13 protein-coding genes are annotated in these 16,391 nt (G+C 73.7%); 5 read left to right on the forward strand and 8 right to left on the reverse strand.

The features are described from left to right. Window positions 1-16: 16 nt before the first annotated feature. Window positions 17-793: a chlorite dismutase family protein gene (locus tag WMF33_RS28710; RefSeq protein WP_437331616.1), complete on the reverse strand. Its 777-nt coding sequence runs from the start codon at window positions 791-793 to the stop codon at window positions 17-19. A gap of 549 nt (window positions 794-1,342) precedes the next feature. On the opposite strand from WMF33_RS28710, the gene WMF33_RS28715 reads away from it, so the two are divergent. Together WMF33_RS28715 and WMF33_RS28720 are read left to right on the forward strand one after the other, a co-directional pair. Further along, window positions 1,343-1,948 (forward strand): hypothetical protein, encoded by a 606-nt coding sequence (locus tag WMF33_RS28715; protein WP_437331617.1) that lies wholly within the window; start codon window positions 1,343-1,345, stop codon window positions 1,946-1,948. A gap of 304 nt (window positions 1,949-2,252) precedes the next feature. Then, on the forward strand, window positions 2,253-2,999 hold the full coding sequence (locus tag WMF33_RS28720; RefSeq protein ID WP_061621432.1) for a TenA family transcriptional regulator: 747 nt from the start codon (window positions 2,253-2,255) through the stop codon (window positions 2,997-2,999). 561 nt (window positions 3,000-3,560) lie between these two features. On the opposite strand, the gene WMF33_RS28725 is transcribed toward WMF33_RS28720, so the two are convergent. The 5 genes from WMF33_RS28725 to WMF33_RS28745 all read right to left on the reverse strand — a co-directional run bounded on the left by WMF33_RS28725 (window position 3,561) and on the right by WMF33_RS28745 (window position 9,362). Then, entirely contained in the window at window positions 3,561-3,914 is a 354-nt protein-coding gene (locus WMF33_RS28725) for a response regulator transcription factor (protein WP_020737686.1), read from the reverse strand. A gap of 268 nt (window positions 3,915-4,182) precedes the next feature. Then, window positions 4,183-5,793: a 3-dehydroquinate synthase gene (gene aroB / locus WMF33_RS28730; RefSeq protein WP_437331618.1), complete on the reverse strand. Its 1,611-nt coding sequence runs from the start codon at window positions 5,791-5,793 to the stop codon at window positions 4,183-4,185. Between the two features lie 5 nt (window positions 5,794-5,798). Next, window positions 5,799-6,983 carry a chorismate synthase gene (gene aroC, locus WMF33_RS28735; RefSeq protein ID WP_020737688.1) on the reverse strand — a complete coding sequence of 395 codons (1,185 nt, stop codon included), beginning with the start codon at window positions 6,981-6,983 and terminating at the stop codon, window positions 5,799-5,801. 52 nt (window positions 6,984-7,035) lie between these two features. After that, on the reverse strand, window positions 7,036-7,968 hold the full coding sequence (gene murI, locus WMF33_RS28740; protein WP_437331619.1) for a glutamate racemase: 933 nt from the start codon (window positions 7,966-7,968) through the stop codon (window positions 7,036-7,038). Next, window positions 7,965-9,362 carry a homoserine dehydrogenase gene (locus tag WMF33_RS28745; protein ID WP_020737690.1) on the reverse strand — a complete coding sequence of 466 codons (1,398 nt, stop codon included), beginning with the start codon at window positions 9,360-9,362 and terminating at the stop codon, window positions 7,965-7,967. Before WMF33_RS28745 ends, murI begins: the two co-directional genes overlap by 4 nt. A gap of 56 nt (window positions 9,363-9,418) precedes the next feature. Between WMF33_RS28745 and WMF33_RS28750 the strand changes: the two genes are divergently transcribed. From WMF33_RS28750 to ribA, 3 genes are all read left to right on the forward strand, one after another. Further along, window positions 9,419-11,359, forward strand: a complete 1,941-nt coding sequence (locus WMF33_RS28750) for a type VI secretion system contractile sheath domain-containing protein (protein ID WP_437331620.1) — start codon at window positions 9,419-9,421, stop codon at window positions 11,357-11,359. Window positions 11,360-12,065: 706 nt separating this feature from the next. After that, window positions 12,066-13,514, forward strand: coding sequence for an FAD-dependent oxidoreductase (locus WMF33_RS28755; RefSeq protein ID WP_437331621.1), 1,449 nt, complete (start codon window positions 12,066-12,068; stop codon window positions 13,512-13,514). Between the two features lie 289 nt (window positions 13,515-13,803). Next, window positions 13,804-14,562, forward strand: coding sequence for a GTP cyclohydrolase II (gene ribA, locus WMF33_RS28760; RefSeq protein WP_437331622.1), 759 nt, complete (start codon window positions 13,804-13,806; stop codon window positions 14,560-14,562). A gap of 128 nt (window positions 14,563-14,690) precedes the next feature. Here ribA and WMF33_RS28765 read toward each other — a convergent pair whose 3' ends face one another. After that, complete coding sequence (locus tag WMF33_RS28765; protein ID WP_437331623.1) at window positions 14,691-15,185, reverse strand: hypothetical protein; 495 nt, start codon at window positions 15,183-15,185, stop codon at window positions 14,691-14,693. Between the two features lie 326 nt (window positions 15,186-15,511). After that, on the reverse strand, window positions 15,512-16,369 hold the full coding sequence (locus tag WMF33_RS28770) for a phosphatase PAP2 family protein (RefSeq protein WP_437331624.1): 858 nt from the start codon (window positions 16,367-16,369) through the stop codon (window positions 15,512-15,514). Window positions 16,370-16,391 lie beyond the last annotated feature (22 nt).

A 16,391-nucleotide genomic window follows, 5' to 3' on the forward strand; every position in this document is an offset into this window, starting at 1 on the left:
GGACGGACGGCCCCCGTCAGCCGCCGGGGCTGCGGAAGGCGGCGCGGCCGACGAAGAACGGGCCCATCTGGCTGATGAACTCCGAGGTCTGCCGGGTCTTCCGCATCGCCTGCACGATGTGCGAGAGCGGGTGGAGCTCCTTGCCGACGAGCCCGATCACGAACTCGTTGTCGCGGGCGTCGAGGCCGTGGCACGCGAGGCGGATGTCGTGCGCGAGGTCCTGCGCGCCGTAGGCGCGGCCGATGGTGCCGTGCTCGCGCAGGATGCTCCCCTGCTCGCGCCCGTCGAGCTTGGCGAAGGTGCCGCTGCGGCGCAGCGGGTACCACACCGCCCACGGCCAGGCGGGGTTGAGGACGGTCTCGGACGGGCGCCGGAGCAGCCAGTAGTCGAGGTCCTGCTCGTAGCCGGTCGAGTACGTGCGCCCGAGCATCGTGAAATCGGGGCGGAGCTCCAGCGCGCGGAGCTCGCCGCGGTTGAGCGCCGGCCGGACGGTCTGGACGAAGACGGCCGGGTCCTCGGCCCACGTGAGCACCGCGATCCCGCGCGGATCGCCGAGGTCCTCGTAGACGACCGCGCCCACGCGCTGGGAGGACAGCGCCTGGCCGACCGCGGCGGTCAGCTCCGCCGGATCGGCGGCGCTGGGGCAGCGAAACACGAGCAGCTGCATGAACAGGCGGCGGTCGATGACCTGGGGCCGGCCGTCGCGCGGCGCCCCCCGCTCGGCGACGTCGATGTGCGGCAGCTCGGGCTCCGCGTGGCCGGCGGCGGGCCGGCCCGTCGTGGATTCGCTCATGCGCGTAGGGGTACCGAGGTTCGCGGAGGACGGCAACTGCGAGGCGCATCACCTCGACCGCGGCGCGCGGGGGCCTCCGCGGCGGGCCGCCCGCCGCCCGGCCGCGCCGCCGTCGCGCCGCCGTCGCGCCGCCGTCGCTCGTCCCCGGGTTGCGGCCCGCTCGTCCGGGCGCGCTCCGCAGCGCGCAGCGCCCGCCGGAGGGCGCGCCGGCGCCAGCCGCCGCACGAAGTCGAGTAATGCGCGTTACACCTCTATTCGCCTACGGATCCCGACGGGGCCTCCCTGAGGTATGGCGTGTCGGGTCAAAAGGAGAGCTGGACAACGGCGTGATCTTGCCCTCCGCCGCGGCGGCCCGTGTCGCGCGCCTGCTCCCGCGTAATCATCTCTTGCCATCGCGCCCGACTCACGCTCCCCTGCAATGAACAACCACGACTCCTGGAGTTGCCCCGACGATGTGCTCCCGGGAAGAGCTTCCCGCCCGAGACCGCACGCGCCGCGCCCGCGATGGGGCTCGGCGTCGCCGGGGCTTCCCGCCGTAGGTTCGCCGCGATGAAGACGTACGATACGAAGAGCAAATCCTCGATCCCCCCCGGCAAATGCAAAGGGACGTTGCTGGTCAACCTCCGGTCGTTCGTCACGACCAACCGCGACGCGGGGGCCTGGGAGCGGCTGGTGACCTCGCTGCCCAAGTCAGACCGGGACGTACTGAATCAGCCGCTGCTGGCGAGCAGCTGGTACCCGATCGGCGTCTGGAACCGGGCCCTGCGAACGCACGTGCGGACAGCGAACGACCAGGCCGCCGAGATCAAGCGGTTTGCCCGCTACGTCGCGGACCGCGACCTCAATACGGTGTTGAAGTTCGCGCTCTCGATCGCGATGCCCGACACGATCGTCGCCCGCACTGGAATGTTCTGGTCGCGCTACTTCGACGCCGGCAAGGTCTTCCCGCGGATGGTGAAGCCGCGGGAGTGGGTGCTGACCATCACGGGCCCCACCGGGGACGACGAGGGGCCCTCGGCGATGAACTGCGGAGACGGTGTCTGCGGCTGGGTCGAGCAGGCGCTGCTCTTGTGCGGCGCGTCCACCCCGAAGGTGACGCACCAGCGGTGCCGGTTCCGCGGGGCGACCGAGTGCCTCTCCGAGGTGATCTGGTGAACGACCTGCGGGGGCTCGGCCCTCGTTTCGAGCTTCGTCCTGCCGGCGCCCTCGTTTGCCTATTGACTTCCTCCACCGCCCCGATCCAGACTGGTGCAGGCGGGACACATATGTACACGAAGCCTCTCATGGTGAGGTCATCGTGCTGGCTCGTTCGTCCAGTGAGCCTGGGCGTCAGCATCGTGCCCGCGCCGCGACTTGTCTCCTGACGGCCGCTGGCCGGTCAGCCTGCGGGGATGTGGTGGGGTGGAGACCGGCGGGCAGTCACGAGGGAGATTGACCCAGCAACCCTCCAGGTAATTTCATGCTCTCACCTCGCTCGCAGCGGCACAAGGAAGTCAAGGACAGCCTCAAGGCGACGCCGCATCCGGTCTGGGTCGAGGACATGCTCGAATCCCTGGCCGATCAGTGGAAGGCGGCGGTGTACACGCCGCCGATTGCGCGGACGTTGACGGAGCCTGTCGACCACGAGACCTGGAGCGTGCTGATCCGGGAGTTCTTCTGTGTGGTCGAGGCGTTCCCGAAGTACATGGGGCTCAGCCTGGCGAAGACGACCTACGGCCAGACGCCGCGCGATTTCCTGGTGCGCGACTGGCTCATCGGCAACATCCGGGTCGAGGCGCTGCATGTGCGCTGGTACCTCGACTGGGCGGCGGGGCACGGCATCAGCGCCTCGGACATCACGAGCCACCGTCCGACGCCGGAGGTCGCGTCGCTCTTCGAGTGGCTCTGGTCGGTGTCCTACCGCGGCTCGCTCGCGGAGGCGGTCGGCGCGGTCAACTATGCGATCGAGGGGATCACGGGCGAGTGGTCGCGCGTGGTGTTGCCGGCCTTCACGAAGCTCTACGGCGAGGGGAGCAAGTCGCTGACGTGGCTCGCTGCGCATGCGAACTACGACGACGCGCACCCGCGCGAGGCGCTTGAGATCGTGAAGCTCGCGACGACGTCGGCCGAGGAGATCCGCCGGGTGCATTCGAGCATCGCGCGCTCGCTCGAGCTGTTCGAGCGCGCGCTCAAGTCCTGCAGCGTCCCGCTCCGCGGCGGCAGCTGACGCCGCCCCCTCCCCCGCCCTCGCGGCAGGCGCCCCATCACCGCGCCCGCCCCCATCACCGCGCCCGCCTCGCCAGCGCCCTGCACCGGCGCCCGACCTGCGGTGACAGGGATAAGAATTCTCCTGACAACCCATCAGGAAACAAGGTATTCGCCGACGCATCCAGCTGTGTAACGGCCACGGAAACCGTCGAGATCCCTGGTTCACGGCGCTCCGCGCCTCAGCAGATACCGCTCGGCTCACCCCGAGAAACGTCCCAGACGCCGAAAGCCCCAAGCGATCTTCTTCACCATTCTTCTCGCGTCTTTACACTCGCCCGCCGCTGGAGCGCCCTCCCCCGCGCCCCCGCGCCCCCGCGCCCCCGCGCCCCCGCGCCCCCGCGCTCCCGCACGCGCCCCGCCGTCTCCCCTCCCCTCCCCCCGGCTCCTTGGCCCCCAGAGCGGGGCTCACCCGCACAGGAGACGGGCCCAGCTCGGCGTTTTCGGCGCACAGGCGTACTCCTGTACGCCGAGCACCGAAAACGTCGAGATGGGCCCGTATCCGCAGCGGGTGAGCCCCGCTCTAGCGGCCGTAGACGGCTTTGCGGACCTTCTTCTTGAGGTCGTCGAGCACGAAGGGCTTCGTGATGTAGTGGCGCGCGCCGGCCTGGATGCCGGCGATGACGTCCATCGGATCCGACTTGGCCGTCAGGAAGATGACCGGCACCCGGCGCATCGAATCGTTCTCGCGGAGCCGCTTCGTCATGCTCACCCCGTCGAGCTTCGGCATCATGATGTCGACGATCACCAGATCCGGCAGCGGCTCCTGCTGGGCCAGCGCGAGACCGTCGACCCCGTTCGTCGCGATCACGGTGTCGAACTCGTCGCTGAGGAACCGGGCGATCATCGTCGCCGTGTCCTCCTCGTCCTCCACCACCAAGACTCTCTTTTTCGTCGAGGGCACCATTGGCGCCGGGAAAGATAGCGCGAAGCGGACGACGGGGGCCGTGTGCCGGGATTTTTTTCGAGGAGATTCAACGCTGAGCGATTTTCTTCATCGTCAGCGCAACCCCCGCGGCGCGCGGCGACGCGGGCGCGCGGCGCCGCACCGCCCGGCCCGGAGCTGGGCAGTCCCGGGCGCACCGCGCGGCGCCGCGAGCGCCGCCGGCAGCGCTCTCGTCGAGCCCGCCGCGAAGCAACCCGGGTCAGGCCGCGCCGGCCGCCGCGCGCTCGAGGAGCGACGAGAGGCGGTCGAGCGGCATCGGCTCCACGAACGTGCTGCCGATGTCGCGCATCAGCACCGTCCGGACCGACGAGCCGCGGCGCTTCTTGTCGAGCGACAGGAAGCGCAGGGAGGCGGAGACCGGCTCGTCCTCGAGCCGCGTGGGCAGCCCGAGCCGGGCGAGCAGGCGGACCACCCGGTCGGCCGCCGCGCGGTCGGTCACGCCGAGCGAGCAGCCGACGCGGAGCATCGCCACCATGCCAAGCGACACCGCCTCGCCGTGCGCCAGCCGGACGAACCCGCCCTCCGCCTCGAGCGCGTGCCCGAGCGTGTGGCCGAAGTTCAGGAGGGCGCGGTCGCCCGACTCGCGCTCGTCGCGGGCGACGATGGCCGCCTTCACGGCGATCGAGCGGCGGATGAGCTCGGCGAGCAGGCCGGGGTCGCGCGCGAGGACGCGGTCGGCCTCGCGCTCGAGCAGCGCGTGCAGCTCCGGATCGGCGATGCAGGCCGACTTCACCACCTCGGCGAGCCCGCTCCGGAAGGCGCGGTCGGTCTCGGTCGCGAGCGCCGCCGGGCTCGCGACGACCGCGGACGGCTGGTGGAAGGTGCCGACGGCGTTCTTCGCGGGGCCGAGGTCGACCCCGGTCTTGCCGCCGACCGAGGCGTCGACCATCGAGAGGAGCGTGGTCGGCGCCGCGACCCAGCGGACGCCGCGCAGGAGCGTGGACGCGGTGAAGCCGCCGATGTCGGTCACCACGCCCCCGCCGTGCGCGAGCACCACCGCGTCGCGATCGGCGCCCGCGTCGAGCATCGCGGTGAGCGCCGCCTCGACGGCCGCGAGCCGCTTGTGCTCCTCGCCGGGCGTGAGCACGGTGACCGCCGCGGCCGGCTTCGCGTGCGCCGCGAGCGCGTCGAGCAGCGGCGCGCCCCAGAGGCGGCTCACGTTCTCGTCCGTGACGACGAAGACCGACGACGGCGAGAGCGCGGCGACGGCGTCGGCCGCGGACGCCGCCCCGTCGGCGGCGATGCGCACCGCGTAGCTCTTGTCGCCGAGCGGCACGAAGAGCGGGCGATCCGCGTAGGCGCGGAGGACGCGCGCGGCGACGTCCGCCGGGGAGACGCCGTCCGTCACGACGCGCGCGTGGGCCTCGGCGTAGACGGAGGCGCGCGCGGCGAGGAGCTCGCGGATGCGCGCCTCGCGATCCGGCGCGCCGTCGAGCAGCGGGCGGCCGCCGCTCGGCGTGCGCGCGGCGATCGTGCGCGGGGTCGCGCTGAGCGCGACGACGCAGCCGCGCTCGAGCGCCTCGAGGCGGAGCGCGGGGTCGACCAGCGCGCCGCCGCCGAGGGCGATGACGCGCGGGCCGCGCGTGGCGAGGAGCCGGCGCAGGGTCGCCGCCTCGAGCGCGCGGAAGCCGGCCTCCCCGCGGGTGGCGAAGAGCGACGGGACGCCCTCGCCGGCCTCGGCCGCGATGGCGTCGTCGAGGTCGATGAACGGGAGGCCCGCGCGCGCGGCGACGATGCGGCCCACGGTGGACTTGCCCGTCCCCATGAAGCCGGTGAGCAGGAGCGGAGGAGCGTCGGGGGGGAGTGCCATGGCGTTCAGTACGAGCGGACCTGCTGGAGGTAGGTGTCGACGTTGCGCGAGAGCTCGGTGAGGCTGTCGCTGCCGAATTTCTCGAGCAGGGCGGCGGCGAGCGTGATCGCCACCATCGCCTCGCCGACGACCGAGGCGGCCGCGACGGCGCAGACGTCGCTCCGCTCGAAGGCGGCGTCGAACTGCTCCTTGGTGCGCACGTCGACCGAGGGGAGCGCGCGCTTCAGCGTGGCGATCGGCTTCATGGCGGCGCGGCAGATGAGCGGCATGCCGTTCGTGATGCCGCCCTCGAGGCCGCCCGCGCGGTTCGACGGGCGGGTGAACGCGTGCGCCCCCTGGTCGTACGCGATCGGGTCGTGCACCTCGGAGCCCGAGATGCGCGCGGCCTCGAAGCCGATGCCGATCTCGACGCCCTTGATCGCCTGGATGCTCATCAGCGCCTGCGCGAGCCGGCCGTCGAGCTTGCGGTCCCACTGCACGTGGCTGCCGAGCCCGGGCGGCAGGCCGGTGGCGATCACCTCGAAGACGCCGCCGAGCGTGTCGCCGCGGTGCGCGGCCTCGCGGATGGCGTCGCGCATCGCCTGCGCCGCCTCGGCGTCGACGCACGCGAGGTCCGAGGCGCGGGCGCGCTCGCGGAGCTCGGCGAGCGGGAGATCGCCGGCGCCCGAGGCCGCGGAGATCGTCGACCGCACGGCGCCGATCGAGAGGACGTGGGCGAACACCTCGACGCCGACCGACCGGAGGAGCTTGCGGCAGACGCCGCCCACCGCGACCCGCGCCGCGGTCTCGCGCGCGCTCGCCCGCTCGAGCACGTCCCGCAGATCCTTCCGGGCGTACTTCAGGCCGCCGGCGAGGTCCGCGTGGCCCGGCCGCGGGCGGGTCAGCGCCTCGGGCGGCTCGGGGAACGGCTCCGGGCCCATCCGCCCCGCCCAGCTCGCGTGATCGCGGTTCTCGATCACCATGGCGATGGGGCCGCCGAGCGTCTCGCCGCCGCGCACGCCGGCGACGAGGCGGACGCGATCGGTCTCGATCTTCATCCGCCCGCCGCGCCCGTAGCCGCGCTGCCGCCGCGCCAGATCCTCGTCGATGTCCTCCGCGAGGAGCGGCATGCCCGCCGGAATACCCTCGACGGTCGCCACGAGCTCCGGCCCGTGCGACTCGCCGGCCGAAAGCCACCTGAGCTGCGTCATCGTGTGGAAAACCTCCTCTGCGCCCGGGACCCCGGGCCAAGCTTGCTGCGTATTACAGGTCGATCTGCTCCACGTCGACGCCCTGGGTGGCGGAACGCCCCGCGCCGCCCTTTTCTGCTCCGGGGGCAGCAGCGGAGAGGGCCGCGGGGACGGCAGCGGGGGCGGCGGGAGACCGGCCGGCGCCGTCCGCGACGACCGGCTCGCCCAGGAACCGGCTCGCCACCGCGGCGAAGCTCTTCGGCAGATCGGTGACGAGCAGCCCGAGACCGCCCGGCGCGGTCCGGGACGTGGCGAGCCCCCGCTCGACGAGGAACGACGCCACGTCCTCCGCCGTCGCGGACGCGCTGTCCACGATCGGGAGGGGGCCGCCGGCCAGCGACGCCGCCTCGGCCTCGATCGCCGCGCGGAGGAGCGGGAAGTGCGTGCACCCGAGCACGACCGAGCGGGCGCCCGCGCCGATGAGCGGCTCCAGGTAGCGCCGCGCGACGAGCCGCGGGACCTCGCCCTCGACCCAGCCCTCCTCCGCCAGCGAGACGAGCAGCGGGGCCGCCTGGCCGGCGACCTCGGTGCGGGTGCTGAGCGACGCCACGGCGCGGGGGTAGGCGCCCGACGCGATCGTCCCGGCCGTCCCGAGCACGCCGATCGTGGCGCCGCGCGAGGCGGCGACCGCGGCGCGCGCGCCGGGCAGGATGACCCCGAGGACGGGCAGATCGAGCTCGACCCGGAGCATGTCGATCGCGACGGCGCTCACCGTGTTGCACGCGACGACGATCGCCTTGACGCCGCGCGCGATGAGCACGCGCGCGCAGCCGAGCGCGTAGCGGACCACCGTCTCGGGGGACCGGGTGCCGTACGGGACGCGCGCCGTGTCGCCGAGGTAGACGATGTCCTCCGCGGGGCACCGCTCGCGGAGCGCGCGCACGACCGTGAGGCCGCCGAGGCCCGAGTCGAACACGCCGAGCGGCGCGTCGCGGTGGGACGTCACGGCTCCTCGATGCGGAAGAGGTGCACCGGCTCGCGGAGGAACTCCTCGCGCGCGACGGCGTCGAGCGCGCTCCGCACCAGCCCCTCCTGCGCGTCGTGCGTGATGAGCACCACGTCGACCGCGGGCTCGCGCGCCGCCGCGCCCGAGCTCCGCTTGGTCGGCCCCTGCTGCACGATCTGCTCGATGCTGACGCCGGCGTCGCCGAGCGCGCCGGCGATCCGCCCCATGACGCCCGGGCGGTCCTCGACCGCGAAGCGCAGGTAGTACCGCGAGACGATCTCGCTGAGCGGGCGGACCCGGCGGGGCTTGATCGACATGCCGCGGCCCTGCATGCCGGCGACGCCCGAGGCGATCGAGCGCGCGACGTCGAGGACGTCGGAGACGACGCTGACCGCGGTCGGCAGATCGCCGGCGCCGCGGCCGTAGACGAGCGACGGGCCGACGGCGCGCCCCTCGAGGAGCACGGCGTTGAGCACGCCGGAGACGTTGGCGAGCACGCTCTGCTTCGGGATCAGCGTCGGGTGCACGCGCAGCTCGATGGCGTCGCCGAGGTCGCGGCCGATCGCGAGGTGCTTGATCGTGTAGCCGAACCGGTCGGCGTAGAGGTGGTCGGCCTCCTCGATGGTGCGGATCCCGGACGTGTGCACCTGGGCGGCGTCGACCTGCGCCCCGAAGGCGAGCATCGCCAGCACGATCAGCTTGTGCGCGGCGTCGTGGCCGTCGACGTCGAGCGACGGATCGGGCTTCTCGGCGTAGCCGAGGTCCTGCGCCTCGCGCAGCGCGGCGTCGAACGACGCGCCGGTGTCGCGCATGCGCGTGAGGATGTAGTTGCAGGTGCCGTTCACGATCGCGGTGACGCGCTCGACCCAGTCGCTCGCGAACGCGTCCCGGAGCGTGCGGATGATCGGGATGCCGCCGCCGACCGCGCCCTCGAACGCGAGGTCGACCTGGCGCGCCGCGGCCCGCGCGAGGAGCGCGGGGCCGTGGGCGGCGAGCAGGAGCTTGTTCGCGGTGACCACGCCCTTGCCGCGATCGATGGCGCGCTCGATGAGCTCGCGCGCGGGCGTCTCGCCGCCCATCACCTCGACGACGAGGTCGATCGAGGGGTCGTCGACCACCTCCGCGGGGTTCGTGGAGAGCAAGCCGCGATCCAGGGCCGAGACGCGCTCCTTCTCGAGGTCGCGCACGACCACGCGCTTCACCACGAGGGGCACGCCAGCGCGCTCCGCCAGGTAGCCGGAGTTCTCGGCGAGGAGGCGGAGGACGCCGCCGCCGACCGTCCCGCAGCCGAGGAGGCCGATCTGGATCGGCGCGCCGCCGCGCAGGCGCCTGCGATCGCTGGCGGCGTGGGGTTCAGGGTTCAAGTTCAAGGGCGAGCCGCCTTCCGTCTTCATGCGCGCGGAGCTTAGCGCTTCTCGCGCCGAGAGGTGACGCCTATGCTGCGAGGGCCATGGCGGAAACGATCAAGGGCGTTCTTGGCGACGAGTTCAGGTTCCACGTGGGCGAGGACGGGGGCGCCGTGGAGCGGGGGCCGCTGCTCCCGCTGCGCGTGCTCGTGGTCGCCGATCTCACCCCGCGCGATCCGCACAACGCCGGGGCGAGCCCGCCCGCGGGCGCGGCCCGCGTCGACGCGGGCAAGTTCGACAACCTCTTCGCGGCGCTCCGGCCGCGGATCGCGATCGAGGTGCCGAGCGTGCTCGCGGGCGGCCGGCCGGCGCGCGTCGACCTGTCGCCCACCGGCCTGAAGAGCTTCCGGCCCGACGCGCTCTGCGCCGAGGTGCCGCTCCTGCGCTCGCTCCTCGACGGCCGGCGCGTCCTCGATCGGCTGCGCGACGGCTCGGCCACGCTCGAGCAGGCGCGCGCCGAGCTCGATCGGCTCTGGGGCGGCTCCCCGCTCGTGCGCGACATCCTCGGCCTGCTCCCGGCCGCGGGCGCGGGCGCGCCGCCGGGCCGCCCCGCGGCGCCCGCGGCGGAGCGGCCCGCCGCGCCGGCGCCCGCGCCGGCCTCCGACGTGGACGCGCTGCTCTCGATGGTCGACCTCGGCGGCGGCGGCGGGGACGCCGGCGCGGCGCCCGCGGGAGCGGCGCCGGGCGGCCCCGACCCGAGGCCCGCGGAGGGGGGGCGGTTCGCGGAGCTCATCGCGACCGTGGCGGCGAGCGCCCGCCCGCGCGCGGGGCAGCCCGCGCGCCCCGCCGAGGCGATCGCGCAGCTCGAGCGCGCGATCGGCGCGCAGCTCGGCGCGATCCTGCAGCACCCGGAGGTGCGGCGCCTCGAGGAGGCGTGGCGGGGGCTGAGCCTGCTCGTGGACCGCGTGAAGGCGGCGGAGGGCGTCCGGGTCGAGGTCGTCAGCGCGCGGCCGGACGAGGCGGCCAGCGCGCTCGCGCGGGTGCTCGCGCAGACGGCGAGCACCGAGCCGCCGGCGTCGGTCGCGATCGTGGACGTCGCGATCGACGGCAGCGCCGCCGCGCTCGCGCGCCTCGAGGAGATCGCGCGCGTCGCCGAGGCGCACGCGCTCCCCGCCGTGGTGAACGGCGACCCGCGGCTGCTCGGGGTCGAGGGCCTCGGCGGCGTCGAGCGGCTCGACAACAAGGCCGCGCTGTTCGGCGCGCCGCACCGGGCGCCGTGGCGCGCAGCCGCGGCGCGGCCGAGCATGCGGTGGGTCGCGATCGCCATGAACCGCGTGCTCGGCCGCATGCCCTACGACAAGTCGACCTCGCGCATCCGGGAGGCGGCGATCGTCGAGCAGCCGGGCGACGAGGGCGGCCGCGTCTGGATCTCGCCGGCGTACGCCGTCGGCGCGCTGATCGCGGCGAGCTTCCGCGAGACGGCGTGGCCGTGCCGCATCGCGGGCGCGAAGGGCGGCGGGGTGCTCGGGGACCTGCCGGTGCACGAGGTGAAGGGCGCGTACGAGGGCGACGAGGGCGTCGCGATCCCGACCGAGGCGTTCGTGTCGACGGACACCCAGCGCGATCTCTCGAAGAGCGGCGTGCTCCTGCTCGCGTCGGCCCCGAACAGCGACGCGGTGTACGTCCTCACCGCGCCGACGGCCTATGTCCCTCCGGAGAAGCGCACGTACGACGGCTCCACGGCCGAGCCCGAGGCGCGCCTCGATCGCGTCTCGCTCGTCGACCAGCTGTTCGTCGCGCGCGTGGTGCAATTCCTGCGCGCGCTCGCCGCGAAGCTGCCCGCGGACAGCGACCCCGCCGAGGTCCAGCCGGTCGTCGAGGGGGCGCTGTGGACGCTGTTCGAGAACGCCCCGCCGGCGAGCATCGAGCTCGCGGTGAAGGCCGGCCGCGGCCAGGGCGGGGCCGAGGTCTCGGTGACGGTGCGCCCGCGCCGCTTCCTCGGCGTCGGGCTCGACGAGGTGTCGCTCGAGATGCCGCTCGGCTGAGGCAGGATTGACGCCGCCCGGCGGGTAGGTGAAGGATCGCCGCATGCGGCTCCGCGTCGCGATCCTCATCTCCGTCCTGAGCACCTTCTTGATGACGTGCCAGCGGCCGCCGGCCCCGCAGGCGCCTGCGGCCGAGTGCGGCTGTCGCAAGAAGTAACTCGTCGAAGGACGACTCCGCGGCTCCCGGCGGAGAATCTGCCCCTGTCGCCGCGAGGCGAGAGCTCCTCGGGCGGAGCATGCCTGTCGTGCTGCGGATGAGCCCGGGGAGACCCCGAGGGCGCGCAATCCGCCTCGGAGGAGCTTCAAAGAACGAACCCTGCGCGGCGCACTCACACGCACCGCGGGATTGCCACCCGCCGTCCGGCGGCGCTCCCTCGGCGCGATCTCTCCGAGGCGGTCGGCCGGAGCTTCTCCTCCGGTGACGACGAAGCGCACGGAATCCTCGCCCCTCTCGTCTCGACGGAGCGCATCGGATTGCGGTGTTGCGCATTCGCCCGGCGGCGCGGTCGCTCCGTTGCTCAGCCGCTCGGTGACGCGGCGGCGCGCAGTCGCTCCGCTGCTCAGTCGCTCGGTGACGCGGCGGCGCGCGGTTGCGCGGGAACTGCCCAGCTCGCGCGGCGCGCGCCGATCGACGCGCCGGCGGGCGGGGGTTGCGTCCGCCCTGCCTTCGTCGCGAACGGCCCGCGGATTGCAATCACCGCGGCGCATGAAGCCTCGCACCCAGCAGAATACCCGCTCCAATCACCCGTTCGCCGGCCGCAGGGCCGTGGTGATCGGTGGGAGCATCGCGGGCCTGGTCGCAGCCCGCGTGCTCGCCGACCATTTCGACGAGGTGGACGTCATCGAGCGCGACGGCATCCCCGACGACCTCCGCGAGGCCCGCAAGGGCGCGCCGCAGGCCCGCCACCTCCACGGCCTGCTCGCCCGGGGAGAGCGCATCCTGAACGACCTCTTCCCCGGCTTCACCGAGGACCTGATCCGGGACGGGGCCGTCGCGTACGACTTCGGGGTCGGCCTCGCCTGGCACCACCTCGGCGCGTGGAAGCCGCGCTTCGAGACCGGCGTGCTGACGGTGAGCATGACCCGGCCGCTGCTCGAGGCGCACGTGCGCCGCCGCACCTTCGCGCTGCCCGGGGTGCGGCGCCTTGACGAGCGCGAGGTGGTCGAGCTCTCGGCCTCCCCCGATCGCTCCCGGATCACCGGCGTCGTGGTCCGGCGGCGCGGCGCGCCGGGCGGCGTCGAGGAGCTGCCGGCGGACCTCGTGGTGGACGCCAGCGGCCGCGGCTCGCGCGCGCCGGCGTGGCTCGAGGCGCTCGGCTACGGGCGGCCCGACGAGTCGACCATCCAGGTCCGGGTGGGCTACGCCGGCCGGCAGTACCGGCCGCGGGATCCGGCCGAGCTCCCGTGGACGTCGCTGTACGTCCTCGGCTCGCCGTCCGACAGCCGGCGCTTCGGCTGCATCGCGCCGGTCGAGGGCGGGCGCTGGATCGTGGTGCTCGCGGGCCTGTTCGGCGATCACCCGCCCGCCGATCCCGACGGCTTCCTGGAGTTCGCGCGGGGCCTGCCGAACGACGCGGTTTACCGGGCGCTGCTCACGGCCGAGCCGCTGACCGACGTCGCCACGTACAAATTCCCGGCGCACCTCCGGCGGCATTACGAGCGCATGGCGCGGATGCCCGAGGGGTTCGCCGTGCTGGGCGACGCGCTCGCGAGCTTCAACCCCGTTTATGGGCAGGGGATGACGTCGGCCTGCCTCCAGGCGCTCGCGCTCGACGCCGCGCTCGCGGAGCAGCGCGGCCGCGCGGGCCCGGGCGCGATCGCGGGGCTCGCGCGCCGCTACCACGCGGCCGCGGCGAAGGCGGTCGATCTGCCGTGGCAGATGTCCACCGGCGAGGACCTCGCCTACCCCGAGACCGAGGGCCGGCGGCCGCTGCTCCAGCCGATCCTGCGCTGGTACACCGGCATGCTGCACCGCGCGGCGCAGGTCGATCGCGAGGTCTACGTGCGGTTCGTGCGGGCGATGCACATGCTCGACGGGCCCGAGGCGCTCCTGGATCCGGGCCTGCTCCTGCGCGTGCTGCGCGCGGGGAGGTCGGCCTCCGCGCCCGCGGTGGCCGCGGCCGCCCCGGCCCACCGGCAGCCCGCCGGCGCCTGAGCGGCCCCGGCCGCCGCCCGGCCCGGGCGGCGTGGCGGCGGGAGCCTCCACCGGCGTGAAGGCCGGCGCCGCCAGGCGACCGGCGTGAGGGCCGGCGCCGCCAGGCGCGAGCGAGCCTCTCGCGGCGCCGGAACGCGACACCCGACCCCCGCAGCACCTCTGAACGAGCGCCGCCCCACGGCCCCGCGCGGCCGCGAGGCGTTGCCTGCCCGGCGAGTTCTGGTAAGAGTTGCGCGCCTTTACCCCATCACCGCTCGGCGCGCGAGGCGGCCCCTCGCGGAGGCAGGACATGACCGAACCGATGAATCCGCTGCTGGAGCTCGTCACCCGCGATCGAGAGCACGACTGCGATGGGTATGGCCAGGCGAACGTCTGCGTGCGGGTCGTGGGCGTCGCCGAGCTGCCGACGCGCGCCGGGCATTTCCGCATCGTCGCCTTCTGGAACAACCGCGACGCCAAGGAGCACATCGCGATGGTGCACGGCGACGTCGTCGGCGCCTCGAACGTGCCGACACGGCTGCACTCCGAGTGCCTCACCGGCGACGTCATGGGCTCGCTGCGCTGCGACTGCCGCGATCAGCTCCTCGAAGGGCTGAAGAAGATCAAGAGCATGGATCGGGGCATCCTGCTCTATCTGCGCCAGGAGGGCCGCGGCATCGGGCTCATCAACAAGATCCGCGCGTATGCGCTGCAGGACCAGGGGCTCGACACGGTCGAGGCGAACCTGGCCCTCGGCTTCCGCGACGACGAGCGCGACTACGCCGTCGCGGCGCACATGCTGCACAGCCTGAACGTGAGATCGGTCGAGCTCATCACGAACAACCCGAACAAGGTCCAGCAGCTCAAGCAATACGGGGTGTCCGTGGCCGGGCGCATCCCGCACGTGATCCCGCCGAACGATCACAACCGCTTTTATCTGGAGACCAAGGCGAAGCGGTCGGGCCATTTCATCGACATGTGGGGCAAGGCGCACCTGACCGAGCAGAGCGATCCGGTGGTGGTCGACGGGATGTCGCCGCCCGACTCCGAGCCGACGCCCGCGAGCTGAGCGCCCGCGGGCGAGGGCCCGGGCCGAGCCTCGTTTGGGACCGCTGGCCGTCGTGGGTGTCGATCGGGCCTCGCGGGGCGCCGCGGGGCCAGGGATCGCGGGGCGCCGCGCGGCGCCCCGCGATCGTGTCAGGGCGCGTCGATCAGGCGGCGCACCCGCCCCGCGTGGGGGCTCGACGGGAACTGCGCGAGGAACGCCTCGGCGCGGGCGCGCGCGCCGCCCGAGCGCCCGCTGCGCAGCAGCGCGTCGATCGCGACGAGCTCCCGCTCCGCCGCGAGCCGGCCGTCCGGGAACTCGGCCCGGTGCTCGTCGAGCAGGGCGAGCGGCGCCTCCGGCGACCGCGCGAGCGCCGCCCTGACCTCGGCGAGCCGCCCGGCCTCCCGGAGCAGCTCGTCGCGCTCCAGCAGGGCCGCTCGCGGCGTTGCCGGCCGAGGCGCGGCCCCGCGCTGGCCCGCGCCCCTCGGGACCAGCTGCCCGGGCGCGGCGGCCCGGGGCGACGGCTCGTCGCCCGGCACGGGCGCTCCGAGCGCTTGCTCGCTGCAGCCTGCGAGGAGGACGGGGAACGCGGCGGCGAGGCCTCCCGCGATCCATCGATGGCGTGACGAATGGTGAACGACGTGCATGTCGCCGGACTCCTTCATGGGCCGAGCTGGCGGATCTCCGCGGACACGGGCGCGCTCGATCGCGCATGCCCATTCCCGGCCGCAGCTCGCCGTCGTCGATGCCGCGGTGGCGGCACGACGTGGTCGACGTGTTCGGTTCGCGCTCCAGCAACTCCGGCTCGAGCGCCAGCATCCATGGCTGACGGGCGTAGTGTAAAATTGAAGTTGGGATTGTCAACTGTGCTTACATCGATGTCGGCGAGCAGCGCGATCCCTTGTCGATGGCGTCGATCGGCCCATTGAGCTCCTCTGGCTCAAAACGTGACCCAAACGTGCCCGAGACGTGCTCAAAACGTGCCAGCGACGCCCGCGCCGACGCCGCCTCTCGCGGGTGCGAGCGAGAGGCGGAAACCGTGCGTGTCAGGGCCGGCAACGCCTCGGCGCGGCCCGTGAAACAGAACCGGAATCAGCACGCCGGCGGCGGAGCCGAACACGGCGCCCGTGAGCACGTCGGAGAAATAATGGCGGTCGCCGGCGATGCGCAGGTAGCCGGAGAGCGCGGCGATCGCCATTCCGTTCGCCCAGACCCACGGCGCCGCGCGATAGCCGCGCATCGACGCCACGGTGCCGCTCGCGGCGGCGAGGGCGAACGTGGCCGTGGCGTGGCCGGAGAAGAACGAGAGATTGTCGTCGTTCGGGAGGGGGCCCGAGAGGCCCTCACCGGGGCGGAGCACATCCGGGTTGTCGAAATGGGAATAGGGCCGCTCGCGGCCGACGATGTACTTCGTGACCTGGTTCAGGTTCATCGCGACCACCGTCGCTTCGGTGACGATCACGAGGTCGGCGGCGGTGTTCTCGGACCGCCCGTCGTACCACGCGGCGAGCGCGGTGAGGCCCAGCGCGGCGGCGGGCGCGACGGCGAGGACCGCCACATTGCTGAGGTCATGGGCGGTGTTCGGGTTGCCCCTCCACACCAGCGCGTCGCGGACCGACGTGTCGAGCGCGTTCGCCGCGCACCAGCGGCACGGATCGGGGGCGAGGCCCTTCTTCGCGAGCTCGGAGGCGACCCACGCGGCGCCGCCGACGACGGCGATGGGCAGATCGACCTCCGGCCGGTACGCGAGCTCGGGAGGCGGCTCGGCAGCAGCGGCGGCGGGTGACAGGGCGACGAGGAGGGCGGGCAGAGCGATCGCGGCGGTGCGCACGAGGGGCGGGAGCGTACCCCGG

This window comes from Sorangium sp. So ce394 (assembly GCF_051474665.1).
In the GTDB taxonomy this organism is placed as follows: Bacteria; Myxococcota_A; Polyangia; order Polyangiales; family Polyangiaceae; genus Sorangium; species Sorangium cellulosum_D.